The sequence below is a fragment of the Tistlia sp. genome, from assembly GCF_040905785.1.
GTDB lineage: Bacteria > Pseudomonadota > Alphaproteobacteria > Kiloniellales > DSM-21159 > Tistlia.
Genome location: NZ_JBBDQW010000016.1, coordinates 115,316 through 138,827 on the forward strand (window position 1 = coordinate 115,316; position 23,512 = coordinate 138,827).

Annotated in this window: 21 protein-coding genes; 11 read left to right on the top strand and 10 right to left on the bottom strand. The window is 69.8% G+C overall.

The window, feature by feature from the left end; genetic code table 11:
• Genes WD341_RS04685 through WD341_RS04695 form a run of 3 tightly spaced genes read left to right on the top strand, consistent with a single transcriptional unit; the run spans position 1 to position 2,420 of the window.
• Positions 1-360: a VOC family protein gene (locus WD341_RS04685; protein WP_368424266.1), complete on the top strand. Its 360-nt coding sequence runs from the start codon at positions 1-3 to the stop codon at positions 358-360.
• Positions 357-1,874, top strand: coding sequence for an FAD-dependent oxidoreductase (locus WD341_RS04690; protein ID WP_368424267.1), 1,518 nt, complete (start codon positions 357-359; stop codon positions 1,872-1,874). The genes WD341_RS04685 and WD341_RS04690 overlap by 4 nt, the downstream gene beginning before the upstream one ends.
• A gap of 36 nt (positions 1,875-1,910) precedes the next feature.
• Positions 1,911-2,420 (top strand): hypothetical protein, encoded by a 510-nt coding sequence (locus WD341_RS04695; protein ID WP_368424268.1) that lies wholly within the window; start codon positions 1,911-1,913, stop codon positions 2,418-2,420.
• A gap of 9 nt (positions 2,421-2,429) precedes the next feature.
• Here WD341_RS04695 and WD341_RS04700 read toward each other — a convergent pair whose 3' ends face one another.
• The gene (locus tag WD341_RS04700) at positions 2,430-3,323 is read right to left on the bottom strand and encodes a DMT family transporter (protein ID WP_368424269.1); all 894 of its coding nucleotides are present in this window, start codon (positions 3,321-3,323) and stop codon (positions 2,430-2,432) included.
• Positions 3,320-3,772, bottom strand: coding sequence for a PaaI family thioesterase (locus tag WD341_RS04705; RefSeq protein WP_368424270.1), 453 nt, complete (start codon positions 3,770-3,772; stop codon positions 3,320-3,322). Before WD341_RS04705 ends, WD341_RS04700 begins: the two co-directional genes overlap by 4 nt.
• Positions 3,773-3,985: 213 nt before the next feature.
• On the opposite strand from WD341_RS04705, the gene WD341_RS04710 reads away from it, so the two are divergent.
• From WD341_RS04710 to WD341_RS04720, 3 genes are all read left to right on the top strand, one after another.
• A complete protein-coding gene (locus WD341_RS04710) occupies positions 3,986-4,795 on the top strand; it encodes a hypothetical protein (protein WP_368424271.1) in 810 nt (269 codons plus the stop codon).
• 196 nt (positions 4,796-4,991) lie between these two features.
• Positions 4,992-5,810, top strand: a complete 819-nt coding sequence (locus WD341_RS04715) for an enoyl-CoA hydratase (RefSeq protein ID WP_368424272.1) — start codon at positions 4,992-4,994, stop codon at positions 5,808-5,810.
• Positions 5,811-5,814: 4 nt separating this feature from the next.
• Positions 5,815-6,498 (top strand): extensin family protein, encoded by a 684-nt coding sequence (locus WD341_RS04720; RefSeq protein WP_368424273.1) that lies wholly within the window; start codon positions 5,815-5,817, stop codon positions 6,496-6,498.
• A gap of 20 nt (positions 6,499-6,518) precedes the next feature.
• On the opposite strand, the gene WD341_RS04725 is transcribed toward WD341_RS04720, so the two are convergent.
• Positions 6,519-7,217, bottom strand: coding sequence for an SDR family NAD(P)-dependent oxidoreductase (locus WD341_RS04725; protein ID WP_368424274.1), 699 nt, complete (start codon positions 7,215-7,217; stop codon positions 6,519-6,521).
• A 192-nt stretch (positions 7,218-7,409) separates the two neighbouring features.
• Here WD341_RS04725 and WD341_RS04730 point away from each other — a divergent pair, with 192 nt between their 5' ends.
• The 3 genes from WD341_RS04730 (at position 7,410) to WD341_RS04740 (ending at position 11,134) form a co-directional block, all read left to right on the top strand.
• Positions 7,410-8,357 (top strand): CAP domain-containing protein, encoded by a 948-nt coding sequence (locus tag WD341_RS04730; RefSeq protein ID WP_368424275.1) that lies wholly within the window; start codon positions 7,410-7,412, stop codon positions 8,355-8,357.
• A gap of 75 nt (positions 8,358-8,432) precedes the next feature.
• Positions 8,433-9,473: a patatin-like phospholipase family protein gene (locus WD341_RS04735; RefSeq protein WP_368424276.1), complete on the top strand. Its 1,041-nt coding sequence runs from the start codon at positions 8,433-8,435 to the stop codon at positions 9,471-9,473.
• A gap of 128 nt (positions 9,474-9,601) precedes the next feature.
• On the top strand, positions 9,602-11,134 hold the full coding sequence (locus WD341_RS04740; protein ID WP_368424277.1) for a bifunctional UDP-sugar hydrolase/5'-nucleotidase: 1,533 nt from the start codon (positions 9,602-9,604) through the stop codon (positions 11,132-11,134).
• Between the two features lie 17 nt (positions 11,135-11,151).
• On the opposite strand, the gene WD341_RS04745 is transcribed toward WD341_RS04740, so the two are convergent.
• The 6 genes from WD341_RS04745 to WD341_RS04770 all read right to left on the bottom strand — a co-directional run bounded on the left by WD341_RS04745 (position 11,152) and on the right by WD341_RS04770 (position 17,897).
• Positions 11,152-12,741: an AMP-binding protein gene (locus WD341_RS04745; protein ID WP_368424278.1), complete on the bottom strand. Its 1,590-nt coding sequence runs from the start codon at positions 12,739-12,741 to the stop codon at positions 11,152-11,154.
• Between the two features lie 34 nt (positions 12,742-12,775).
• Positions 12,776-13,534 (bottom strand): enoyl-CoA hydratase/isomerase family protein, encoded by a 759-nt coding sequence (locus WD341_RS04750; protein WP_368424279.1) that lies wholly within the window; start codon positions 13,532-13,534, stop codon positions 12,776-12,778.
• Between the two features lie 48 nt (positions 13,535-13,582).
• Positions 13,583-14,869 carry a TRAP transporter large permease gene (locus WD341_RS04755; RefSeq protein ID WP_368424280.1) on the bottom strand — a complete coding sequence of 429 codons (1,287 nt, stop codon included), beginning with the start codon at positions 14,867-14,869 and terminating at the stop codon, positions 13,583-13,585.
• Between the two features lie 9 nt (positions 14,870-14,878).
• Complete coding sequence (locus WD341_RS04760) at positions 14,879-15,346, bottom strand: TRAP transporter small permease (protein ID WP_368424281.1); 468 nt, start codon at positions 15,344-15,346, stop codon at positions 14,879-14,881.
• 35 nt (positions 15,347-15,381) lie between these two features.
• The gene (locus WD341_RS04765) at positions 15,382-16,743 is read right to left on the bottom strand and encodes an MmgE/PrpD family protein (RefSeq protein WP_368424282.1); all 1,362 of its coding nucleotides are present in this window, start codon (positions 16,741-16,743) and stop codon (positions 15,382-15,384) included.
• A gap of 164 nt (positions 16,744-16,907) precedes the next feature.
• Positions 16,908-17,897 carry a TRAP transporter substrate-binding protein gene (locus tag WD341_RS04770; protein ID WP_368424283.1) on the bottom strand — a complete coding sequence of 330 codons (990 nt, stop codon included), beginning with the start codon at positions 17,895-17,897 and terminating at the stop codon, positions 16,908-16,910.
• A 163-nt stretch (positions 17,898-18,060) separates the two neighbouring features.
• Here WD341_RS04770 and WD341_RS04775 point away from each other — a divergent pair, with 163 nt between their 5' ends.
• Positions 18,061-19,035, top strand: a complete 975-nt coding sequence (locus WD341_RS04775; protein WP_368424284.1) for a LysR family transcriptional regulator — start codon at positions 18,061-18,063, stop codon at positions 19,033-19,035.
• Between the two features lie 25 nt (positions 19,036-19,060).
• Here the strand turns inward: WD341_RS04775 and WD341_RS04780 are convergent, their stop codons facing one another.
• The gene (locus tag WD341_RS04780) at positions 19,061-20,671 is read right to left on the bottom strand and encodes a trimethylamine methyltransferase family protein (RefSeq protein ID WP_368424285.1); all 1,611 of its coding nucleotides are present in this window, start codon (positions 20,669-20,671) and stop codon (positions 19,061-19,063) included.
• 318 nt (positions 20,672-20,989) lie between these two features.
• On the opposite strand from WD341_RS04780, the gene WD341_RS04785 reads away from it, so the two are divergent.
• Positions 20,990-23,443, top strand: a complete 2,454-nt coding sequence (locus WD341_RS04785) for an FAD-dependent oxidoreductase (RefSeq protein ID WP_368424286.1) — start codon at positions 20,990-20,992, stop codon at positions 23,441-23,443.
• The last annotated feature ends 69 nt before the right edge of the window (positions 23,444-23,512 follow it).

Genomic DNA, 23,512 nt, shown 5'->3' on the forward strand with positions numbered 1-23,512 from the left:
GTGGCCGAGGTCACCGCGCTGAACGCCGTCACCCTGGCGACCCGCGACATGGCCCGGGCCGTGGCCTTCTACGAGGCGCTCGGCTTCCGGCTGAAGCACGGCGGCGCCGAGGCGCCCTTCACCTCCTTCCACGCCGGTCCCTGCCACCTCAACCTGTTCCGCGCCGAGCAGCCCTGGTCGGGGCTCTGGGGCCGGGCGATCTTCTACGTCGACGACGTCGACGGCTTCCACGCCCAGGCCCTGGCGGCCGGCCTGAGGCCGGACTTCCCGCCCGCGGACGCGCCCTGGGGCGAGCGCTATTTCCACATCACCGACCCCGACGGCCACGAGATCTCCTTCGCGAGACCGCTCGCGCCATGAGCGGCGGCGCCCGCGACCCCCTGCTCCAGCCCTTCCGCCTGAAGCACCTGACCCTCCGGAACCGGCTGGTCAGCACCAGCCACGAGCCCGCCTACACCGAGGACGGCCTGCCGAAGCAGCGCTACCGCGCCTATCACGAGGAGAAGGCGAAGGGAGGCATCGGCCTGACCATGATCGGCGGCTCCGCGGTCGTCGGGCGCGACAGCCCGCCCTCCTTCGGCAACATCCTGCTCTACGACGAGGCCGTCGTACCCTGGCTGGCCGAGCTCTCCGAGGCCGTGCACCGTCACGGCGCCGCGGTCATGTGCCAGATCACCCACCTCGGCCGGCGGACCGGCTGGAACACCGGCGACTGGCTGCCGGTGCTGGCGGCCTCGCCGGTGCGCGAGGCGGCGCACCGGGCCTTCCCCAAGGAGGCCGAGGACTGGGACCTGGCGCGCATCGCCGGCCAGTACGCCGCTGCCGCTCGGCGCTGCCGCGACGGCGGCCTGGACGGCATCGAGATCGAGGCCTACGGGCACCTGCTCGACGGCTTCTGGTCGCCGGCGACGAACCGGCGCGGCGACGCCTATGGCGGCAGCCTCGACAACCGCCTGCGCTTCGCCCGCGAGGTGCTGTGCGCGATCCGTGCCGAGGTCGGCGCCGCCTTCGTCGTCGGCATCCGCCTGGTCGTCGACGAGGCCTGGACGGACGAGGCCGGACCGGTCGGGCTGGACGCCGAGGCGGGCCTGGAGATCGCCCGCGCCCTGGCCGGCGACGGGCAGCTCGACTTCTTCAGCGTGATCAGGGGGCACATCGACAGCGACGAGGCGCTGAGCCACGTCATCCCGATCATGGGCACGCCGGCCGCCCCGCACCTGGAGGCCGCCGGCCGCATCAAGGCCACGCTCGGCCTGCCGGTCATGCACGCCGCCCGCATCGCCGACGTCGCGACCGCACGCCACGCCGTCGCCGAGGGCCTGCTCGACCTGGTCGGCATGACCCGCGCGCACCTCGCCGACCCGCACATCGCCGCCAAGATCGCGCGCGGCGAGGAGGACCGCATCCGCCCCTGCGTCGGCGCCGCCTACTGCATCGACCGGATCTACGAGAACGGCGAGGCCCTGTGCATCCACAACGCCGCCACGGGGCGCGAGCTGACCATGCCCCACGTCGTGCCGCGCGCCGCCGCGCCCGCGAAGAAGGTAGTGGTCGTCGGCGCCGGTCCGGCCGGCCTGGAGGCGGCGCGGGTCGCCGCCGAGCGCGGCCACGCGGTCGTCGTCCTGGAGGCGGCCGACCGCGCCGGCGGCCAGATCGTGCTGGCCGCGGCGCTGAAGCGCCGGCGCGAGCTGCTCGGCATCGTCGACTGGCGCCTGGCCGAGCTGGAGCGGCTCGGCGTGCCGATCCGCTTCAATCATTGGGCCGAGGCGGCGGACGTGCTGGCTGAGGAGCCGGACCTCGTCGTGATCGCGACCGGCGGCCTGCCCAACACCGGGTTCCTCAAGGCCGGCGAGGAGCTCGTCGCCACGACCTAGGACCTGCTCTCGGGCGCCGTCAGGCCCGGCGAGTCGGTGCTGCTGTTCGACGACAACGGTGACCATCCCGGCCTGACCGCGGCCGAGGCGCTCTGCGAGGCGGGCGCGAGGCTGGAGCTGGCGACGCCCGAGCGGGTGCTGGCGCCCGACGTCGGCGGCATGAACTACCCGGCCTACCTGGCGGCGCTGCAGAAGGCCGGCGCCACGATCACCCTCGGCCAGCGCCTCAAGGCCGTGCGCCGCGACGGCAACGCGCTGACCGCGGTGCTGTGGAGCGACTACAGCCGGCAGACGAGCGAGCGCCGGGTCGACCAGGTCATCGTCGAGCACGGCACCCTGCCGCTCGACGAGCTCTATCTCGCGCTCAAGCCCCTGTCGGCCAACCTGGGCGCGGTCGACTACGAGGCGCTGGTCGCCGGCGGGCCCCAGGCCGCGACACCGAACCCGGTGGGCGCCTTCCGGCTCTACCGCATCGGCGACGCCGTCGCCTCGCGCAACATCCACGCCGCGATCTACGACGCGCTCAGGCTGGCCAAGGATTTCTGAGCGGAGCAGCTAGACGCGCCGCGCCCTCGGCCCCGGACGGCCGACCAGCGCGACGCCGCAGGCCGCCAGCGCCATGCCGGCCCAGGCGAGCGGCGGCAGGACCTCGCCGATCAGGCCCCAGGCGATCAGGGCGGCCATGGGCGGCACCAGGAAGAAGAGCGCCGAGACGCGGCTCGCCTCGCCGTGGCGGACCATGGCGAGCAGCAGCGTCACCGAGATCAGCGAGTTGCCGATCACCAGGTAGGCCAGCGCTGCGCCGAGCTGCAGGGTCCACTCGACCGCCATGGTCTCGGTGAAGAAGGCGAGCGGCAGCACCGCGGCCAGGCCGACGGCATACTGCACGGCGTTCGAGGTCACCGGGTGGTGGCTGAGGCCGAAGCGCTTCTCGTAGAGCGTCGCGACGGTGATGCCGAAGAGCGCGCCGACCGCCGCCAGCACGCCGATCAGCGAGGTCACCTCGACGGCATAGCGCGAGGCGATCACCAGGCCGGCGCCGGCGAGGCCGCAGAGCAGGCCGAGCCAGCGCAGCGGCGGCACCTTCTCGCCGGCGCTCCAGGGCACCGCGAGGGCGACCAGGATCGGCTGCAGCGCGACGATCAACGCAACCCCGCCGGCCGAGATGCCGAGGTAGAAGGCGTAGTAGCTGAGCCCGAAGTAGACCGCCTGGATCAGGAAGCCGACGACCGCCAGGTGGCCCCAGTCGATCCGCCGCTTCGGCAGCGGCGGCCGCAGGACCAGCGCGACCGGCAGCAGCACGGCCAGCACCAGGGCGTAGCGCAGCGCCAGGAAGGTGATCGGCTCGGCGTTCTCCAGTCCGAACTTGGCGAAGGAGAAGCCGCCCGACCAGAGCAGCAGGAAGATCGCCGGCGCCAGCCGCAGCCAGAGCGGCTTGGGTTCGCTCAAGAGGCCGTGCCCGCCGGCGGCGCCGGCCGGTCGGGCGGGATCGAGTAGGTCATGGTGGCGTGCGCGACCGGCTGCTCGGGATCGGCGCCCGCGGAATAGATGAAGGCCTCGCCGTAGGCCAGGCGCTTGCCGAGCTTGAGGATCCGGCACTCGGCGCGCATCTCGCCCGGCGGCGGCGGTCGCAGGAAGTTGATCGACAGCGAGGTCGTCAGCGCCATCTCGACCAGGCCGATGGTGCCCAGGATCGCGAAGTACATGGCGGCGTCGGCGAGCGTCATCATGGCTGGCCCGCTGACCGTGCCGCCGGGCCGCAGCACGTCCCGACTGGCCGCCAGGGTCAGCACCGCCCGCTTGTCGCCCATCTCGGCGATCTCGATGCCCAGGCCGTCGAGCCAGGGCAGCTGCTCGCGGATCCGCTTGAGGTCCTTCTCGTCGATCTTCGCCGCCATGCCGCCCGCCCCCTTCCCCGACTTCCCGCTGCTGCCACCCGCTTAGACGATTCCCCGCCTCGAGGCGACGCCGACAATTTTCACGCAGATCCCCCCTTGGTGCAGAGTTACCCGCCAGAACACTTACCAATTGAGTGTCCGTTCAAAAAAAGCTATCTTTGAGAGAACGAGCCCTGATGGTCAGCCTCGCCAAGAGGCTGAAGGACAGCGATCATGCTGATTGGCCTCGACCCGACGTGGAACTCGATTCTCGTTCTCACCTCGCTGGTAGCGCTTGCCATTGGCACGACGCTAGTCATGTACCTGATTCTTTCGCCTGGAATCGCTGAGTTCGAAGCCAACCACGAAGTATCGAAACAAACCAAAGTTTTCGTGAAACTTGGTGGGCCGACCGCATTTTTCGTAGTCATACTTGCGGGTTTTTGCTACTTGCTTTTCTATCAGTTTCAGCCGGCTACGGCCCAGATCGATAATTTAAACCAGAATCTGGAGCGCGTTACCGCGACTTTGAAAGACTACGGATACGCTGCGGACAAGATCGAAGCCATAAAGCCGATACTTGAACAGCATGCCAGCAGAATGAAGACCATCAACCGCGTAATTGGAAACTACTGCTTTACTTCTTATCCTGCAAAAACACCAGCAGATGACGCACGCGACCCCAATGACGAAAAGCGCGACGTGGCATACAAAGGATACATGGATATCGTTCCGGACGGTGAAGAACTTAGTGTAGCTATATATGGGCGGTCTCTTGCCCCAGATGAATACTCTTTTGGATCGACATCGGTTGCTATCAATAATGATTTTGTCACGTACAATTGGAGAAGCCGCTCAGAGACGTCGCTCGAGGCTAGCGGGTCGATGATTGGCTATGCGGTCCTCGACATTGGGCTAGCGGCCGAGGATGAGGGTCAGGGCGAAGACAAGGGTTTTGCACGCATTGGAGGATCATGGTCGTTCGGTGCATCCCAAGGCACGATGATTCTCGTTCCAGCGCACACAGTCGAAACGTGCAGATAGGCTTGGGTCCTACGTCACCGGCATTCGCATTCACGGCGGTGCTGTCACGCCCATCCTCACCTGAGGCGGATCCAGTGGGGCTCCGCGGCATCGTCACCTTCATCACTGGGGCGGCTTGATCCGGCGCGGCGCGAAGGCGCAGAGTCCGGACGATTCGCCTTTCGTTCGTCAAGCCGCTTCGACGAGGAGCCGCCCGATGTCCGCCACCCCGGCCGCCGAAACGACCGCCACAGCGGATGCGCCGGTCCTGCTCAGCGAGCGCCGGCCCGACGGAGTCGCCCTGCTGACCCTGAACCGGCCGCGCCAGTACAACGCCCTCTCCGAGGAGCTGCTGACCGCGCTGACCGCCGAGCTCGAGGCCCTGGCCGGCGACGACTCCCTGCGCTGCCTGGTGCTCGGCGCGGCCGGCAAGGCCTTTTGCGCCGGCCACGACCTGAAGCAGATGCGCGCGACCCCGGACCAGGACTACTACCGCCGCCTCTTCGGCGCCTGCAGCGCCATGATGCAGGCGATCGTCGCCCTGCCGGTGCCGGTGATCGCCCGCGTCCAGGGCATGGCGACGGCGGCCGGCTGCCAGCTCGTCGCGACCTGCGACCTGGCGGTCGCGGCCGAGGAGGCGCGCTTCGCCACGAGCGGCATCAACGCCGGCCTGTTCTGCTCGACCCCGGCGGTCGCGCTGACCCGCAACGTCGCCATCAAGCCGGCCTTCGAGATGCTGGTGACCGGCGACTTCATCGCGGCCGAGGAGGCGCAGCGTCTGGGGCTGATCAACCGCGCGGTGCCCGCCGCGCAGCTCGACGAGGCGGTCGCGGCGCTGGTCGGCAAGATCCTGGCGAAGTCGCCGGTCGCGGTGCGCACCGGCAAGCGCATGGTCTACGAGCAGCTCCGCCGCGGCCTGCCCGACGCCTACGACTACGCCGCCGAGGTGATGGCCTGCAACATGATGGCCGAGGACGCCGGCGAGGGCATCGACGCCTTCATCGAGAAGCGGCCGGCCGTCTGGAAGGGCCGTTGAGCCGGTGACTCTCCAGGCAGTCCTCCGGTCGCTCGCGGCCCTGCTCGCGCTCGCGGCCCTCGCCGGGTGCGGCACCTCGGCGCCGCCCCAGCCCTCCGGCCAGCAGCGCGCCTACGACCCGCTGCTGCACGGCGTGCCGCTGTCGCAGATCGAGGCCAACCAGGACCTCTGCTACTTCGCGCTCGGCCAGGGACCGCTGACCATCGAGCGGATGGTCGACCGGCCACTCAGCGCCGGCTGCGGCCATCCCGGCGCGGTGCAGGTCTCGGGCGGCGGCCGGCTCGACTACAACCAGCCCTTCGTGGCGACCTGCAAGCTCGCCGCCGCCGTGGCGATCTGGCAGGAGAGCGTGGCCGGCCCGGCGGCGATGCGGCACTTCGGCCAGCCGCTGGCGCGCGTCGAGCACTGGGGCACCTACTCCTGCCGCAACCGCAACAGCCGCCAGGCCGGGCCGCGCAGCGAGCACGCCACCGCCAACGCCATCGACATCGCCGCCTTCCATCTCGCCGACGGCACCCGGATCACCGTCGAGGGCGACTGGGGCGGCTGGGGCGAAAAAGGCGCTTTCCTGTCGGAGATCCACGCCGGCGGCTGCCGGATCTTCAACGGCGTGCTCGGCCCGGCCGCCAACGCCGCTCACCGCGATCACTTCCACTTCGACATGGGCCGCTGGCGCTTCTGCGACTGACGGCGCCGGGGAACGGCCCGTCAGAACTTCTCCACCGCGGGCCTGAGGTCGAGCTCCTGGGTCCAGGCGGTCGGGTGCTGGCGGTGCAGCATCATGTAGGTTTCGGCGATCGCGCCCGGATCGAGCAGCTCCTTGGGGTCGCGCTCGGCGGTGCGGGCGCTGGAGATCTGGCCGTCGATGTTGACGTGGGCGACGTGGACGCCCTGCGGACCGAACTCGCGCGCCGCCGACTGGGCGAGCGCGCGCAGCGAGAACTTGACCATGGCGAAGCCGGCGAAGCCCTTGCCGCCCCGCAGGCCGGCCGTGGCGCCGGTGAAGATCAGCGTGCCGCGGCCGCGCTTGGCCATGCGCGCCAGCGCCGCCTGGGCGACGTGCAGGGCGCCGAGCGCGCCGACACGCCAGGCCCGCTCGACCTCGTCCGGATCGAGCTCCAGAACGCCGCCCAGCGCGCGGGCGCTGGCGTTGAAGACCACTAGGTCCGGCGGTCCCTGCTCGCTCTCGGCCTTGGCGAAGAGCGCCTCGACCTGCTCGGCCTCGGCGACGTCGCACTCCAGGGCCAGGACGTCGGCGAGCCCGGCCTCGCCGAGCAGGCTCTGCAGGCGCTCGCGCCGCCGCGCCGCCATGGCGACGCGCATGCCCTCGGTGCTGCAGGTCTCGACCAGGTGCCAGCCTAGGCCGGGCCCGACGCCGACGATCACGGCGTTCTCGCGTTCGCTCATGGTGCTCTTCCCTCCGGTTCGGCTGCAGGCAGTGTGGACCAGCCGGCGCCGCAAGGCGACCGCCCCGGCGCACCGCCACCGGCCAGGCCCCGTGTCGCCGGGTCACGGGCGCCGGGTCACGGGCGCCGGTCACGGGCGCCGGCGGCGGATCGACCCCGGCCCGCAGGCGTTGCCAATGGGAAAGGAGCCGCAATGAAGTCACGCCCCCTCCTCCTGCTGCCCGCCCTCCTCCTCTGGCTCGCCGCCGCGCCGGCGGCGGCGCTCGATACCGGCGAGCTGGCGGCGCTGCGCGAGCGGGCCCTCTCCCTGGTCAATGAGGCGCGGCAGGTCGAGGGCCTGGCGCCGCTCGAAGCGGGCGACTCGCTGGCCGCCGCGGCGCAGAAGCACGCCGAGGATATGGCCCTGCGCGACTACTACGCTCACGCCTCGCCGGAGGGCGAGACGGTGCGCGACCGCTTCCGCACCGAGGGCGGCAGTGACTGGCAGCTGGTCGCCGAGAACATCGCGACCTGCCGGCGCTGCGAGCCGCCGCCGGACGAGACGCGGGTCCAGGCCTTCCATGAGGGCTGGATGGACAGTCCGCCGCACCGCGAGAACATTCTCGCTCCCGGGCTGACACGCTTCGGCTTCGGCATTGCCGGCACGGAGCGGCAGACCTATGCGGTGCAGACCTTCGCCGGGCCCGGCCAGCCGCGGGGCCTCGCCGCCGGCGAGGCCGCGGAGCCGCTGCCGGCCGCCGCGCTGGCCGAGGTCGCCCTGGCCACCGTCAACCGGGCGCGCGAGCGCGAGGGGGTGGCGGCGCTCGAGGGCAGCGCGGCGCTCGACCAAGCGGCGCGGCGCCTGCTTCCGGAAGACGCCGAGAGCACGGCCCTGACGCGGCCGACGGACGATCTCTTTTCGCTGCTACCAGAGCAGGCGGCCGGCCGCTGGCAGGGCCTGGAGGTGCTGGCCGCCGCCTGCGGCGGCTGCGGCACGGAGCCGACCGCCGCCGACGTGCGCAGCTTCGTCGAGCAGTGGCTGGACGACCCGCAGTACCGATCGAGGCTGCTCGAGCCGGCGGCCGCGCACCTCGGCTTCGCCCTGCGCGCCCACGGTTCGGGACGCAAGGCCGCCGTCGCCCTGGTCGGCCACCCCCGCTAGGACGACTTGAAGCCGGCACCGGGTCCTCTATTGTCGCGGCCAGATCCAGATCGAGGGCGGGGCCCGGCGCGCAGGATGGCAAGGACCAAGGGTGCGGCGCCCGCGACGCAGGAGCGCAAGACGATAAACCTGGCGCTGCAGGGCGGCGGTGCCCACGGCGCCTTCGGCTGGGGCGTCCTCGACCGGCTGCTCGAGGAGGAGCGGCTCGACCTCGAGGGCATCTCGGCGAGCTCGGCCGGCGCCATGAACGCGGCCGTGCTGGCCCACGGCATGACCGCGGGCGGCCGCGCCGGCGCGCAGCAGGCGCTGCACGACTTCTGGTCCAACGTCGCCCGGGCCGCGACCTTCAGCCCGATCCGCCGCACCCCCTTCGAGTGGCTGTTCTCGCTGGCCGTGCCGGCGGTCGCGCACTTCTGGTTCGACATCGCGACCCGCAGCTTCTCGCCCTACCAGTTCAATCCGCTGAACCTGAACCCGCTACGCGACCTCCTGGAGGAGACCGTCGACTTCGCGGCGATCCGGCGGCACTGCGCGCTCAAGCTGTTCGTCTCGGCGACCAACGTGCGCAGCGGCAAGATCCGCGTATTCTCGGACCGGGAGGTCACCGCCGACGCCGTCATGGCCTCGGCCTGCCTGCCCTTCCTGTTCCAGGCCGTGGAGATCGACGGCGAGGCCTACTGGGACGGCGGCTATATGGGCAACCCGGCGATCTTCCCGCTGATCTACGGCTGCCGGAGCCCCGACGTGGCGATCGTCCACGTCAACCCGATCCGCCGCGAGGAGGTGCCGACCGACGCCGCGGCGATCCTGAACCGGGTCAACGAGATTTCCTTCAACTCCTCGCTGATGCGCGAGATGCGCACCATCGCCTTCGTTTCCGAGATGATCGAGAAGGGCCAGCTACACGGCCGCACCATGAAGCGCATGCTGATCCACTCGATCGACAACGACGCGGCGCTGGCCGGCTTCAACGTCGCCAGCAAGCTCTCGCCCGACTGGCCGTTCCTGGAGCGCCTGCGCGACGTCGGCCGGCGCACCGCCGACGCCTGGCTCGCCGACACCTGGGGCAGCATCGGGGTCAAATCCTCGGTCGACGTCGGCGCCCGCTATCTCTAGGGCGCGCTTCGGTTGCAAAGCCCTTGGCCACGCCGCCGCATATCCTGATAACCTACCGAAACCAAAGGTGGTAGGCGCCCAGGGCTCCTACCACCCGCACCCAGCCGGCACCGAGGACGGGCAGCGAGATGACAGCAGCGCGATCGATGGCACCCCTGGCACTGAGGCTGTGCGCGGTCGCCTTCCTGGCCGGCCTGCTGGGCGCCGTGCCGGTCGCCCGCGCCGCGCCGCCCGAAGGCGGGCCGATGAGGCTCACCCTGGTCACGACCAACGACCTCGACCGGATGGAGGAGAAGGACGGCCGTGGCGGCCTCGCGCGCCTCGCCGCGGTGGTCGAGGCGGAGCGGGCCAGGAACGGCGGCGCGGTCCTGTTCCTGCACGCCGGCGACGCCTTCTCGCCCTCGGTGCTTTCGGCCTTCGACGAGGGCGCGCACATGGTCGCGCTGCTGAACATGATCCGGCCCGACGCCTTCGTGCCGGGCAATCACGAGTTCGACTTCGGCCCCGATGCCTTTGCCGCACGCATCGCCGAGGCCGACTTCCCGGTGCTCGCCGCCAACCTGCGCTCGCCCGCCGGAACCCTTCCGGACGGCGTCCTGACCAGCCAGATCCTGAAGGTCGCGGGCATGTCCGTGGGCATCGTCGGCGTCATGCTCGACGACGTCTCCGAGCGCTCGACGCCGGGCGGCTACAGCTTCCTGCCGCCGCTCCCGATCGCCGAGGAGATCGCGGAGACGCTGCGCGAGAAGGGCGCGGAGGTCGTCGTCGCCATCGCCCACACCCCGTTCAGCCAGGATCTCGAGTTCGTGCGCTCCGGCGCCTTCGACGTGGTCGTCAGCGGCGACGACCATCTGCTGACCACCCTCTACGACGGCCGCACGGTCCTGATGGAGTCGGGCGAGCAGGCCGACCGGGTGAACATCCTGACGCTCACCCTTCATCGCGTAGGCGAGGCGCTGCGCTGGACGCCGGCCTTCCGGGTCGTCGACACGGCGGACGTCGAGCCCGACCCGGCGGTGGCGGAGCGCGTCGCCGCCTACGACGCCGAGCTGTCGCGCGAGCTCGACGTCCAGATCGGCATGACCGCGACCCGGCTCGACAGCCGGCGCATCGAGGTCCGCAGCCGGGAGACGACCATCGGCAACCTGATCGCCGACGCCATGCGCGAGATGACCGGGGCCGACGTCGGCATCGTCAACGGCGGCGGCATCCGGGGCAACAAGGTCTATCCGCCCGGCAGCCGCATCACCTCGCGCGACATCCTGACCGAGCTGCCCTTCGGCAACCGCACGGTGCTGCTCGAGCTGACCGGCCTGCAGCTTCGCAGCGCCCTGGAGAACGGCTTCTCGCAGATCACCGAGGCCGCCGGCCGCTTCCCCCAGCTCTCCGGCATGGCCGTCACCGTCGATCTCTCGCAGCCGGTGGGCGGGCGCGTGATCGCGCTCGCGGTCAACGGCCTGCCGGTCGAGCCGGAGGCCCGCTACACCCTGGCGATCAACGACTTCCTGGCGAGAGGCGGCGACGGCTACGAGGTGCTGACCCTGGCCGACACCCTCGTCTCTGCCAACGAGGCCGGCCTGCTGGCCAGCCAGGTCATCAGCTACATCCGCTCGATCGGCTACGTCGCGCCGCAGATCGAGGGCCGCATCCTGCTGAAGTGAGGGCAGTCTCGCGGAATCTAACGGCTCAGGCGATAGCCGGTCGCCTCGAGATCCCAGCAGTCGTCGGTCGTCCTTGGCAACTCACCCTTGCGGACGCGCTGGGTCGGCGTCTTCGGCAGTTCCTCGACCAGCGACACGTAGCGCGGGATCTGGAAGTAGGGCATCCTGTCCTCGCACCATCGAACGAGCCCGAGCGGATCGAGCGTGCTGCCTGGGCGCCGTCGGACGAAGATCTTGAGGTCGTCGTCCCCGAGACCGCTCGGCACGCCGATCAGCGCGCATTCCTCGACCTCTGGGTGACGAGCCACGACACGCTCGACCTCCCAGGCAGACACGTTCTCGCCGCGGCGGCGCAGGCTGTCGCTCTTGCGGCCCGCGAAGAAGAGATAGCCCGACGTGTCGAAGCGCCCGAGATCGCCTGTCCGGATCCAGCCGTCGCGAGTCGTCGTACTCGTGCGGTTCAGCGATACTGAGGTGTACTCCGGGCGCTCGCCCTTGACGACAATCTCTCCAGTCTCGCCGGGAGAGACCTCCCGACCCTCCTCGTCGAGCAGCCGGATCGAGAAGTATGGCAGGACGCGGCCGACGGATCCCCTGGGCCCGCCCCTGTTGACGCAGACGTAGTTGGCGACCTCGCTGAGCCCGTAGCCCTCGTGGACGCGCACGCCGAAGCGCCGCTCGAAGGTCTCCCAGGCATCGGGCGGGCAGCCGGCGCCCCAGGCGATGCGCACGCCGTGGTCGAGGTCGTCCGGGCGCGCGGGCTGCTTCAGCAGAATCGGCAGGATGCCGCCGATGTAGTGAATCTTGGTTGCTCCAAAGAACCTCGCCTGATCCCAGAAGCGCGAGGCGCTGAAGCGCGGGGTCATCGCCAGCGTGACCTTCTCCAGGAGCGCGGCCAGCGCGGTCTGGCTGCCGGCGCCGTGGAAAAGCGGCTCCCAGAACAGCAGGACGTCCCCCGGCTCGAACTCGCCGATGCGCAGGCAGGCCAGAGAGCCAATCTGCAGCACGCGATCGCTTCTCGAGAACTTCTTCGGCGCGCCGGTCGTGCCGGAGGTGTAGTTGACGACCAGCGGATCGTCGGGCTCGACCACCGTCGGTAGCGGGGTCTCGGCGCCGGTCGCGATCAGCTGCTTCAGGCCCTCGCCGGCCGGTGCGCCGTCGGCTTCGTTCCACACCAGCAGCTCCGGAACCTGCGCGCCGAAGGCCGGCTCGAGCAGCCGGCGATAGCCGGTCTCCGCGATCAGCGCCCGCGGCCGGGCGTCGGCGAGCAGGTGCGCCAAGTAGTCGCCCTTGGCGCTGACGTTCACCGACGTGCGCACCAGGCCGGCAATCGCGCAGGCGACGAGGGCGACGATGTGCTCGGCGTGCTGGTCCAGCATGAAGGCGACGAGGTCGCCCTTGCGCAGACCTCTGGCGAGCAGCGCATTGGCGAGCCTCGTCGAGGCCCGGTGCACCTCGCCGACGGTGAGCGCGCCGCCGTCCCAAACCAGGAAGCGGTGCTCGGGGTCCTCGGCGGCGCGGCGCTCCAGGATCGTGCGGAACGTTACCTCCCCGGGGACCGGCCATTCCTGTTCTGCCGGCAAGGCCGGCGCGCTTCCCGATACCATGGGACTCTCCCTGCTCATGTTCGAGGACGGTGGGCTAGCGGCTGCGCCTGGACCGGCCCAGGAAGCCCTGGACCCCCGCCTCTATCGACTCGCCCATGCTGGCGTGCGAGCGAACCGTCGCCGCGTGCTCGAACGCCTGGTCGAGCGCCGGACGCAGCATCTCGCTGAACCAGCGTCTGGTTTCCGCGTAGGCGCGCGGCGATTTTCCGGCGCCGTCGCGGGCGACGGCGACGGCGCGGTCTAGAACCGCCGCCGGCTCGACCAGCTCGTCGATCAGCCCCAGCGCCACCGCGCGCTCCGCGTCGAGGAAGCGCGCGGTCGTCACGAGGCTGCGCGCAACGGCCGCGCCTACCGTGTGGCTCAGGATCGTCGAACCGGTGATGCAGGGCATGCCGGCGTTGATCTCGGGCATGCCCAGGCGCACGCCGGGATGGCCGACTCGGTGGTCGGTCAGCAGGATCGCCTGGAACGCCGAGCCGGCCGCCAGACCGTTGAGGGCGGTGACCAGCGGCTTCGCGAACTCCAGGAGCGAGCCGTAGAGCGCGCGATAGCCGGCCATCCGGGTGGCGGCCGCGGCCGCCGTCCCGACCGTCGGGTCGGTGAGGTCGGCGCCGGCGCAGAAGGCCCGGTCTCCTGTGCCGGTCAGCACCACAGCCCCGACCGCCGCGTCGCCATCCGCCTCGGCGAGCGCGGCGGCGAGCGTGTCGCGCAGTTCCTGGTCCCAGGCGTTCAGCTTCTCCGGCCTGTCCAGCCGAAGCACCCGGATACCCTCGTGATCGTCGCGCCGAAGCATCGTCCTGCTCTCCTTCTGTCTGTCGCCAATCCTGTCGTCCGGGCGCCGTCAGCTGCCCATCAGCCAATTCGGCAGCGCCAGGGAGAAGGCCGGCACGAAGGTCACGATGAGCAGCGATGCGAGGAGCGCGAGGAAGAACGGCAGCGAGGCGATCACTGCCGCGCGCATCGGCACCCCGGCGATCCGTGCGGAAATGAACAGCGACAGCGCCACGGGCGGCGTCATCGAGCCGAGCGTAAGGTTGATCGCGGCGATGATGCCAAGGTGCACGGGATCGATACCGTAGAGGCCACCCAGGTAGATCAGCACCGGCGCGACCACCACGAGCGCCGCGGAACCGGCCTCCAGGCAGCCCAGCATCAGCAGCCCCAGGTTGATCATCAGCAGAGCCAGCCAGGGCCGGTCGGTAATCGCCTGGATGGTGTCGCCCACCGCCTCCGGGACCTGCATGATGTTGACCGCCCAGCCGAATGCGCCGGAGGCGGCGATGATCAGCAGGATGGCCCCGCTGAACAGCGCGGCCTCGTGCAGCGACTTGACCAGTAGCCGGAAGCTGAGACTCCGATAGACGACGCCGAGCAGCAGCGAGTAGCAGACCGCCAGCACGCCAGCCTCCGACGGGGTCACGATGCCCAGGGTCATGCCGCCGACGATGATCGCCGGAGCGATCAGCGCGAAGAGGCCGTCGCGCGCCCGGCGCATTACCTCGCCCGCAGTTGCGCGGGGCAGCGGGTCGCCGGCGGCGGCGCGATGGCGCACCAGGACGAAAACGATCAGCGACAGGCAGGCCGCCATTACCAGACCGGGCAGGATTCCCGCCAGGAACAGCCGCCCCGTGGAGACGCTTGCCAGCTGCGCGTAGACGACCAGGATGATGCTCGGCGGAATGATCGGACCGATAATCGACGAGGCGGCGGTCACGGCCGCGCTGTAGGCACGGTCGTAGTTGGCGTCGACCATCGCCTTGATCTCGATCTTGCCGAGGCCGGCGACGTCGGCGGTGTTGGAGCCCGACATGCCGGAGAAGATCACGCTGGCGAGAATGTTGACATAGTAGAGCCCGCCGCGCAGGTGGCCGACTAAGGCCAGGGCGAAGCGGAAGATCCGCTCCGTCACGCCCATGTTGTTCATCAGGATCGCGGCGAGGATGTACATCGGGATCGCCGAGAGGATCGAACTGGTGACGCCGCCCCACATGCGCTGGGCGACGATCTCCAACGGAAAGTCCCCGCTGACGAGAATGAAGCCGATGGTGGCGATCAGCAGCGTCACCGCGATCGGCACGTTGGCGAAGAAGAGGACGACGAGCAGGAGCCCGAAGACGATGCCTTCCATGGGCTTCTCCTAGGGGTGCGCGGCGAGCGAGCGCACGAGGCGCACGCCGAGATGCAGCGCCATGGACAGGAAGCAGTAGACCATGACGTAGGCCTTGGCTTCCTCGGGGATGCCGAGCACCACCGTCTCGGTGCCTTCGTAGAGCCGGGCGAGATTGAATGAGTAGTAGGCCAGTGCCAGCATCACCACGGCCTGGAGCGCGAGCCCCGCGATCTCGACGATGCGACGCGCGGCCCGGGGCAGCGACGCGAGGAAGGTGTCGATCGAGAAGTGCTCGCCCCGCTTGAGCACCGCCGTCGCCGCGACGAAGGTGAGCGAGATCAGCAGGAAGGTGGTCAGTTCCTCGCTCCACGAGAGCGGGTCGTCGAACAGGTAGCGGAACGCGATCTGGCCGCCGATCAGCAGCGCCAGGGCGGCGACCAGCAGCAGAGCGGCCAGCTCTTCGGTCCGTTGCAGCAGCCTCTCCAGGCGCAGCATCCCCATCTTCCCTCTCTGCGGTGGGCTATTGAAACTCAGAAGAGGGCATTGACCTCGCCGGGCGCCAGCGTCTCAAGGCTGCGCAGGCCGCCCCAGATCCGAGCCGCCGCCGCCGCCCCGACGGCGGGGTCGGCGCAGCGACGGAACTTCGCCTCCAGGTCGTCCCAGGTCAGCGGATTGCTCGGGTGGCCCTTCGGCTTGTAGAGGCGCTCGTGGAACACCCTGCCGTCGCGGTGCCGGATCTCGATGTCGGCGAAGTCGTTGAACACCGAGTCGCGCTCGCGCAGGTCCGAATGCAAGTAAATGTTGAGCTTCGGATAAAGCGCGGCGATCTCGGGCGCATTGACCGCCTCGTCGCTGAACTCGGCGAAGCCGACCTGCCCGTAATGGAGCGCCGCGGCAATGCAATACTCCATGCTGAACTTGCCCTCCAGGCCGTTCGTCGGCCGATGGTAGGGCAGCGTCTTTTCGCAGCGGTAGCCGATGCCGCAATCGACGTGCTCGATGGTCGCCGGCTCGATCGCGCCGCTGGCGATCCCCTCGAACAGCAGGTCGAGGACATGGTGGGTCAGTGAGCAGGTCGGATAAAGCTTGTAGATGATCCCGGGGCTGACAACGTCGAAGGGGGCGCCGAGCCCGGCGACGGCCCGGTCGGCCGCGACGTTGTCGCTGCCGCAGAACAGGTCGAAGAAGCCCTCGGCGGCCTCGATCGCTGTCGGATTCGCGGTCAGCCCGGCGGCCGCCAGGCGCGCCGCAAGGACGCCGTTCTCGGCGGCAAGGCCGGCGTGCAGCGGCTTGGTCATCGTGCCGAAGTTGGCGCGCAGGCCGCAGGCAGTCGAGGCGGCGATCGCGAGGGCATGGGCGCAGCGCTCGGCGTCCAGGCCGAGCAGGCTCGCCGCTGCCGCCGCGGCGCCCAGCGAGCCGAGGGTCGAGGTCGTGTGCCAGCCCCGCTCGTAGTGCTCCATGTTCATAGCGCGACCCAGCTTCGCCTCAACTTCGACGCCTACGGCGTAGGCCAGGATCAGGTCTTGGCCCGGTCCGGCGCCACCCACCGCGAAGGCCGCCGGCACCACCGGGGCGGAGGGATGTCCGCGCATCGACTCATTGGTGTCGTCGATGTCGTGAGCGTGCGCCATGGTGCCGTTGACCAGCGCGGCGGTGCGTTCGCCGGTGCGCAGGACCGAGCCCCAGATCACCGCCTCCCCCGGCTCGCCCTGCGCCATCCGCATAGCGGCGACGGCCGGGGGCTCGGCGGCACCGGCGAGTGCCCCGCCGATGCAGTCGGCGATCGCCTGCTTGGAGGACTCGCGTGCCGCTTCCGGCAGCGTTTCCCAGGTCGTCTGGGCGACGAACGTGGCGAGCCTCCGGGTGGTCGAAACGGTCTCTAAGCGGTCCATTTTCTTTCCTGGTCTTCGTGGACTGTCCGCGCGGGGCCCGGCAGGAGCCGGGGCGGGCTCGCACGGCATCCGTTGCAGGGACTCGCCGCGCTGGCGCGGCCCGCGGCACAAGGGAAGCGTGGAGCGGGCCGGCGCGCCGGAATGCGGGGCGCCGGCCCTAGGGTCTACTGGATCGCCTGGATCTTCTGGAACAGCCCCTCGGTGGTCCAGACGCCCTGCTCCTCCATCTGCTCGATCACCGGCCCCATCCTGGCGATGAACGGCTCCGGGCTGACGCGGATGACGACCCCGCCGTCTTCGATCATCTTCTCGATCACCTCGGCCTCGTCGCGGACGGCCAGCTCGTTGTAGTACGCGCCGGCTTCCTCGCCGGCTTCGAGCAGCGCCGCCTGGTGCTCGGCCGAGAGTTTCTGGAACTTGCGCTCACCGATCACGATGGTGAAGCCGTCGCTGAAGAAGTTGACCCGCGTCAGGTAGGGCGCCACCTCCTGCAGCGACTGACCGTAAAGGCCCGAAGCGGTCGCCGAGGCGACCTCGGCGATGCCCTGCTTGAGAGCAAGGTAGGTCTCCCCCCAGGGCAAGCTGACCGTCTTCGCGCCCATCGCCTCGAAGGTCTTCACGTAGCCCTCCCACGGTGGGATCCGGACCTTCATCCCCTTGAGGTCGTCGGGGCTCATGATCGGCTTGGTCGCGATCACCGGCTTGCCGGGGCGGGCGCCGTTCCGCAGCACCATCCGGAAGCCAGCCTTGTCGAGCAGCGCCTGCTCCATGCCCTTGTAGACGTCGCTGTCCAGGACCTTCTCGAAGTGCTCCTTATCGCGGAACACGAAGCCGACCGAGGTGATGTTCCAGTCCTTGACGTACTTGCCGAAGTTGCCCGTCCCGCCGCCGTACATGTCCTGAGCGCCGAGGCGGATGGCCTCGAGCTGCGACGGCGCGTCTCCGAGCTGACTGCCGGAGAAGACTTCGACCTGCACCTGTGTGCCCGTCTTCTCGGCGACCAACTCCGCGAAACGTTCCTGCGCCCGCGTCTCGATGTGCTTTGGGCCGGTGATATTGCCGAGGCGCAGCGTCACCGTCTCCGCCGACGCGACGCCCGCGGCGCCGAACAGCGCCGCCCCTACCAGCAGTGCCTTGATCAAGCTCTGGGTCATCTTCGCTCTCCCGTGCTCGTGCCGCCGACGGCAGCGACTAACAGTTGCGTCTGGTTATTATTAGTTTTACTAATAGTAAATATAAGCCACTCGGCAGGTGCGCGTCAATCCGTAACCGGCGAGCGACGCGAACGATCCACCGATACAGAACGGGACTGGGCCGATGAAAAGCTGGATGAACCTGCGCTCGATCGAGGCCTTCGTGGCGACGATCGAAGACCAGAGCATGTCGAAGGCGGCCGAGCGGCTCGGGCTGACGCAATCGGCGGTCTCGCAGGCGATCTCCAGCCTGGAGCGCGCGGTCGGCTGCCAGCTGATCGACCGTTCGGTGCGGCCGGCCAAGCTCACCCTCGCCGGAAGCTCCTTTCACAAGAAGGCGACCGAGGTGCTCGACCGTGCCTGGGAGCTCGAGCAGGTCGTCGACCTCGACCTCAACAAGCTGCTGCCCCTACTGCGCATCGGCATGGTCGACTCCTTTGCCGCCACGGCAGGGCCGAGCCTGGTGCAGGAACTGGACAGCATTGCCGCCCAGTGGTCGGTCGCTTCGGGCTTTGAGGACACCAGCGTGCGCGCGCTGCTGGAGCGCCGGGTCGACTTCATCATCAGCCCCGACGACACCTTTGCGCAGTTCGACCTGATCGCCTTTCCCATCTTCGAAGAGCCGTTCTTCCTGGTCACCCCGAAGCGGGACTCGGTGAAGGGAAAGACGATCGAGGCGCTGAGCGGCGAGATCCCGCTGATCCGCTACTCCAGGCGCTCATTCTTCGGAGGCCAGGTCGACAGCTACCTGCGCCAGCGCGCGGTCGTGCCGCCGCACCGCTACGAGTTCGACACCTCGGATGCGGTCATGGCGATGGTCCGGGCGGGGATCGGCTGGGCGATCACGACCCCACTGGTCGCGCTGAAGAGCCATCCCGCGGCAGCGCAGATCGAATGCCACCGGCTGCCGGACCAGTCGCCGAAACGCAGGCTCTGGCTCATCGCCCGGCGCACCGAGGGGGCGGAACTGGCGGAGCGCATAGCGACCGCCGCGCACCACGCGGTGATGCGCCACTGCGTGCCCGATATCGTCAAGCTGACGCCCTGGCTCGAGGCCGAACTGCTCCAGGCGAACGCACCGGCCCGGACGAGCCGATAGCGGCGCCGTTGGCGACCGCCGGGCCTCAGGCGAAGGCGTCGGGCATGGAGGCCTTCTTCTCGGTCATGAAGGCCTTGAGCGCCTCGTCGATGCCCTCGTCCAGGGCCGGAGCCTCGTAGCTGTCGAGCAGCTTGCGCACCAGGGCGTTGGCGCGCTGCTGGGCGCCCTGCTCGCCCTCGGCCAGCCACTGCTCGTAGGAATTGTTGTCGGCGATGGTCGAGCGGTAGAAGGCGGTCTCGAAGTTGCGCTGCGTGTGGGTCGCGCCGAGGAAGTGGCTGCCCGGGCCGACCTCGCGGATCGCGTCCATCGCCTGGCCGTTTTCGCTCATGTCGACGCCCTGGCTCAGGGTCTGCAGCATGCCGAGCTGGTCGGCGTCCATGACGAACTTCTCATAGGAGCTGACCAGCCCGCCCTCCAGCCAGCCGGCGGCGTGGAGCACGAAGTTGACGCCGCCGAGCAGCGTCGGCTGCAGCGTCGCCGCGCTTTCGTAGGCGGCCTGGGCGTCGGGCAGCTTGGAGCCGCAGAGGCCGCCGCCCGAGCGGAAGGGCACGCCGAGGCGCCGCGCCAGCTGGCCGACGCCGTAGAGCACCAGCGCCGGCTCCGGCGTGCCGAAGGTCGGCGCGCCGGACTGCATCGACATCGAGCTGGCGAAGGAGCCGAAGATCACCGGGGCGCCGGGCCGGACCATCTGGGCGAAGGCCATGCCGGCCAGGGACTCGGCCAGCGTCTGGGTCATGACGCCGGCGACCGTGCAGGGCGCCATGGCGCCCGACAGGATGAAGGGCGTGACGATGGTCGCCTGGTTGTGACGCGCGTAGACCTTGAGCGCGCCCAGCATGGTCTCGTCCCAGACCATCGGCGAGTTGGCGTTGATCAGGCTGACGGTCACGCAGTTCTGCTCGACGAAGTCGTCGCCGAACAGGATCTTGGCCATGGCCACCGTGTCTTCGGCGCGCTCCGGGGCGGTCACCGAGCCCATGAAGGGTTTGTCCGAGTAGCGGATGTGGCTGTAGACCATGTCCAGGTGGCGCTTGTTCACCGGGATGTCGGTCGGCTCGCAGACCGTGCCGCCGGAGTGGTGCATCGCCGGCGTCATGTAGGCCAGCTTCACGAAGTTGCGGAAGTCCTCGATGGTGCCGTAGCGCCGCTCGCCCTCGAGGTCGTGGACGAAGGGCGGGCCGTAGACCGGCGCGAAGACCGTGCCGTCGCCGCCGATCGTGACCGAGCGCTCGGGATTGCGGGCGTGCTGGGTGAAGCGCGCCGGCGCGTTGTCCTGGACGATCTTGCGCGCCAGGCCCCGCGGGAAGTGGACCCGCTCGCCCTGGACGTCGCAGCCGTGCGCGGCGAGCAGCTCGAGCGCCTCGGCGTCGCCGCGGAACTCGATGCCGATCTCCTCCAGTATCGTGTCGGCGTTGTGCTCGACGATCTCGAGGGCCTCCTCGTTCAGGACCTCGAAGACCGGGATCTTGCGGTGGATCTGGCCGAGCTGCTTGATGGCGCCGCCGCGCCGGAGGGCGCGTCTCGCGTCGGCGCCGCCGCTGCCGCTGCCGCGACCGCGCCGGCTGCCCCGGGCGCCGGACTCTTCCTCCGATCCCGTCGCCGCCACATCCGCCGGACCCGCTGCCTGGTCGACCATCGCACCCTCCAAGGGCCAAGGGCCGACCGCGGTGTCTGGCGGTGCGGCCGGCCGGAAACTCCTGATGCGTTTGTGCGAGCGCGCAGGCCCGGCAGGCTGTCCGGCAGGCGACAGGTAACGCCGTGAATGCGGCGTCGCCCGCCCCGGCTACCGCGCGCGCCACAGGCCGCGGGCGCGCCGCGTCGCTTCCGCCCTAATCGCTGTCGCTTTTCCCTCCGCGCGGCGCGCGCGGCCTTGCCAGTTTTCGCCGGTCCGCAAGCGTGGCCCGGTGGCCTTGCGGAGCCGAAGGCGCCGGGCGCTCGAAAAGGACGATTGGTCATGGCGGGTTTCCCCTCGACGGCGCGGGTCGTGGTCATCGGCGGCGGCGTCAACGGCGCCTCGGCGCTCTACCACCTGGCGAAGAAGGGCTGGCACGACGTCGTGCTGCTCGAGCGCAGCGAGCTGACCGCCGGCTCGACCTGGCACGCGGCCGGCCTGCTGCCGCTGTTCAACATGAGCTACTCGGTGGGGCAGCTGCACCAGTACTCGGTCGAGCTCTACAAGAAGCTCGAGGCCGAGACCGGCCAGGCCGTCTCCTTCCACCAGACCGGCAATCTGCGGCTGGCGACCAACCGCGACCGCATGGACGAGTACCGCAACTACCAGTGCACGGCCGAGACCATCGGCGTCGAATGCCACCTGATCGACGTCGAGGAGATCAAGCGGCTCTGGCCGCTGATCGACGCCGAGGGGCTGGTCGGCGCGCTCTGGCACCCGACCGACGGCCACGTCGCGCCGGTCGACGTCACCATGGCCCTGGCCAAGGGCGCGCGCGACCGGGGCGCCCGGATCCTCCAGGGCACCGCCGTGACCGCGATCGAGCGCAACGGCTCGTCCGAGTGGCTGGTCAGGACCGACAAGGGCGAGATCGCCTGCGAGCACGTCGTCTGCGCGACCGGCAACTACGCGCGCACCACCGCCCGGATGGTCGGCCTGGAGCTCCCGGCGATCCCGGTCGAGCACCAGTACATCGTCACCGACGTCGACCCCGAGCTGAAGGCCTACCGCGCCGCCGGCAACGCCGAGCTGCCGGTGCTGCGCGAATCCGACGCCCAGTACTATCTGCGCGAGGAGCGCAATGGCTGGATCCTCGGGCCCTACGAGAAGCACGCCCCGGCCTGTTTCGTCGACGGCGTGCCGCCGACCTTCGAGAAGGATCTCTTCCCCGGCGACCTGGAGCGGCTGCTGCCCCACGTCGAGGCCTGCATGCGGCGCGTCCCCTCCTTCGAGAACGCCGGCATCAAGGACATCGTCAACGGGCCGATCTCCTACTGCCCCGACGGCAACCCCATGGTCGGGCCGGCCTTCGGGCTGCCGAACTTCTGGATCTCCGAGGGCCACTCCTTCGGCATCACCGCGGCCGGCGGCGCGGGCTGGCAGCTCGCCGAGTGGATGGTCGAGGGCGAGCCGACGGTCGACATGATGGGCGTCGACCCCCGGCGCTTCGGCGTCGTCTCCAAGAAGTTCGCGAAGATCAAGAACGAGGAGGCCTACGAGCACGTCTTCTTCAACCACTACCCGATGGAGGAGCGCCCCGCCGGACGCCCGGCCAAGACGCCGCCGGCCTACGAGCGGCTCGAGCGCGCCGGCGCGGTCTGGGGCCAGGCCTTCGGTTGGGAGCGGCCGAACTGGTTCGCACCGCAGGGCGTCGAGCGCCGCGACGTCTACTCCTTCCGCCGCTCCAACTGGTTCGAGCACGTCGGCAACGAGGTCCGCGCGATGCGCGAGCGCGCCGGCCTGCTGGAGCTCTCCAGCTTCGCCAAGTACCTGGTCGAGGGCCGCGGCGCGCGCGAGTGGCTCGACCGCATGATCGCCAACAACGTGCCCAAGAGCGTCGGGCGCATGAACCTCTGCCACGCCCTGACCGACTCGGGCTCGGTGCGCGCCGAGTTCACCATCCTGCGCCTGCCCGACGGACTCTACGGCGAGCGCTTCTACGTCGTCGGCCCGGGCCGCGCCCACGACATGGACTGGGACTTCCTGACCCGGCGCCTGCCGCGCGACGGCTCGGTCTTCCTGCAGGACGTCACGACCCAGTACGGCGTCTTCGTGCTGGCCGGCCCCGACTCCCGCAAGATCCTGGAGCAGCTGGCCGACGCCGACGTCTCGAACCAGGGCTTCCCCTGGCTGACCGGGCGCGACATCCCGGTCGGCTGGTGCACCGGCGTGCGGGCGCTGCGGGTCAACTTCGTCGGCTCGCTCGGCTGGGAGCTGCATCACCCGATCGAGTACCAGAACCACCTCTACGACCAGATCATGGAGGCGGGCCGCGCCTACGACATCGGGCTGGTCGGCATGCGCGCCATGGACTCCATGCGCCTGGAGAAGTCCTATCGCCTGTTCGGCACCGACCTCAACGCCGAGAACACCGTGCTGGAAGCCGGGCTGTCCCGCTTCGTACGGCTCAACAAGGCCGAGTTCACCGGCCGCGAGGCCCTGGTGCGCCAGCAGGAGGCGGGTATCCCCAACACCTACTGCACGCTAGAGATCGAGGCCGACGACGCCGACCCCTTCGGCAACGAGCCGATCTACATGGACGGCGAGGTCGTCGGCCGCGGCACCGCCGGCGGCTACGGCCACCACGTCGGCAAGTCGCTGATGCTGGGCTACGTCAAGACGCCCTTCGCGGAGATCGGCCGCACCTGCCAGGTCCGCGTTCTGGACCAGCTGCGCCCGGCGCGCATCGTCGCCGAGAGCCCCTACGACCCGGACAACGAGGCGCTACGGGCCTGATGCAATCCAGCACCGGGCGGTGCCGCACTTTTCCGGCTGACAGCGGCCGGGGCTCGAGGTATTCTGGAA

What these genes read in the sequence shown, in the direction of transcription:
- WD341_RS04765 (WP_368424282.1), bottom strand. Translation starts at nt 16,743, where the DNA reads ATGGACCGCTTAGAGACCGTTTCGACCACCCGGAGGCTCGCCACGTTC.
- WD341_RS04780 (WP_368424285.1), bottom strand. Translation starts at nt 20,671, where the DNA reads ATGGTCGACCAGGCAGCGGGTCCGGCGGATGTGGCGGCGACGGGATCG.
- WD341_RS04735 (WP_368424276.1), top strand. Translation starts at nt 8,433, where the DNA reads ATGGCAAGGACCAAGGGTGCGGCGCCCGCGACGCAGGAGCGCAAGACG.
- WD341_RS04745 (WP_368424278.1), bottom strand. Translation starts at nt 12,741, where the DNA reads ATGGTATCGGGAAGCGCGCCGGCCTTGCCGGCAGAACAGGAATGGCCG.
- WD341_RS04775 (WP_368424284.1), top strand. Translation starts at nt 18,061, where the DNA reads ATGAAAAGCTGGATGAACCTGCGCTCGATCGAGGCCTTCGTGGCGACG.
- WD341_RS04785 (WP_368424286.1), top strand. Translation starts at nt 20,990, where the DNA reads ATGGCGGGTTTCCCCTCGACGGCGCGGGTCGTGGTCATCGGCGGCGGC.
- WD341_RS04740 (WP_368424277.1), top strand. Translation starts at nt 9,602, where the DNA reads ATGACAGCAGCGCGATCGATGGCACCCCTGGCACTGAGGCTGTGCGCG.
- WD341_RS04690 (WP_368424267.1), top strand. Translation starts at nt 357, where the DNA reads ATGAGCGGCGGCGCCCGCGACCCCCTGCTCCAGCCCTTCCGCCTGAAG.
- WD341_RS04760 (WP_368424281.1), bottom strand. Translation starts at nt 15,346, where the DNA reads ATGCTGCGCCTGGAGAGGCTGCTGCAACGGACCGAAGAGCTGGCCGCT.
- WD341_RS04710 (WP_368424271.1), top strand. Translation starts at nt 3,986, where the DNA reads ATGCTGATTGGCCTCGACCCGACGTGGAACTCGATTCTCGTTCTCACC.
- WD341_RS04750 (WP_368424279.1), bottom strand. Translation starts at nt 13,534, where the DNA reads ATGCTTCGGCGCGACGATCACGAGGGTATCCGGGTGCTTCGGCTGGAC.
- WD341_RS04705 (WP_368424270.1), bottom strand. Translation starts at nt 3,772, where the DNA reads ATGGCGGCGAAGATCGACGAGAAGGACCTCAAGCGGATCCGCGAGCAG.
- WD341_RS04725 (WP_368424274.1), bottom strand. Translation starts at nt 7,217, where the DNA reads ATGAGCGAACGCGAGAACGCCGTGATCGTCGGCGTCGGGCCCGGCCTA.
- WD341_RS04730 (WP_368424275.1), top strand. Translation starts at nt 7,410, where the DNA reads ATGAAGTCACGCCCCCTCCTCCTGCTGCCCGCCCTCCTCCTCTGGCTC.
- WD341_RS04770 (WP_368424283.1), bottom strand. Translation starts at nt 17,897, where the DNA reads ATGACCCAGAGCTTGATCAAGGCACTGCTGGTAGGGGCGGCGCTGTTC.
- WD341_RS04755 (WP_368424280.1), bottom strand. Translation starts at nt 14,869, where the DNA reads ATGGAAGGCATCGTCTTCGGGCTCCTGCTCGTCGTCCTCTTCTTCGCC.
- WD341_RS04715 (WP_368424272.1), top strand. Translation starts at nt 4,992, where the DNA reads ATGTCCGCCACCCCGGCCGCCGAAACGACCGCCACAGCGGATGCGCCG.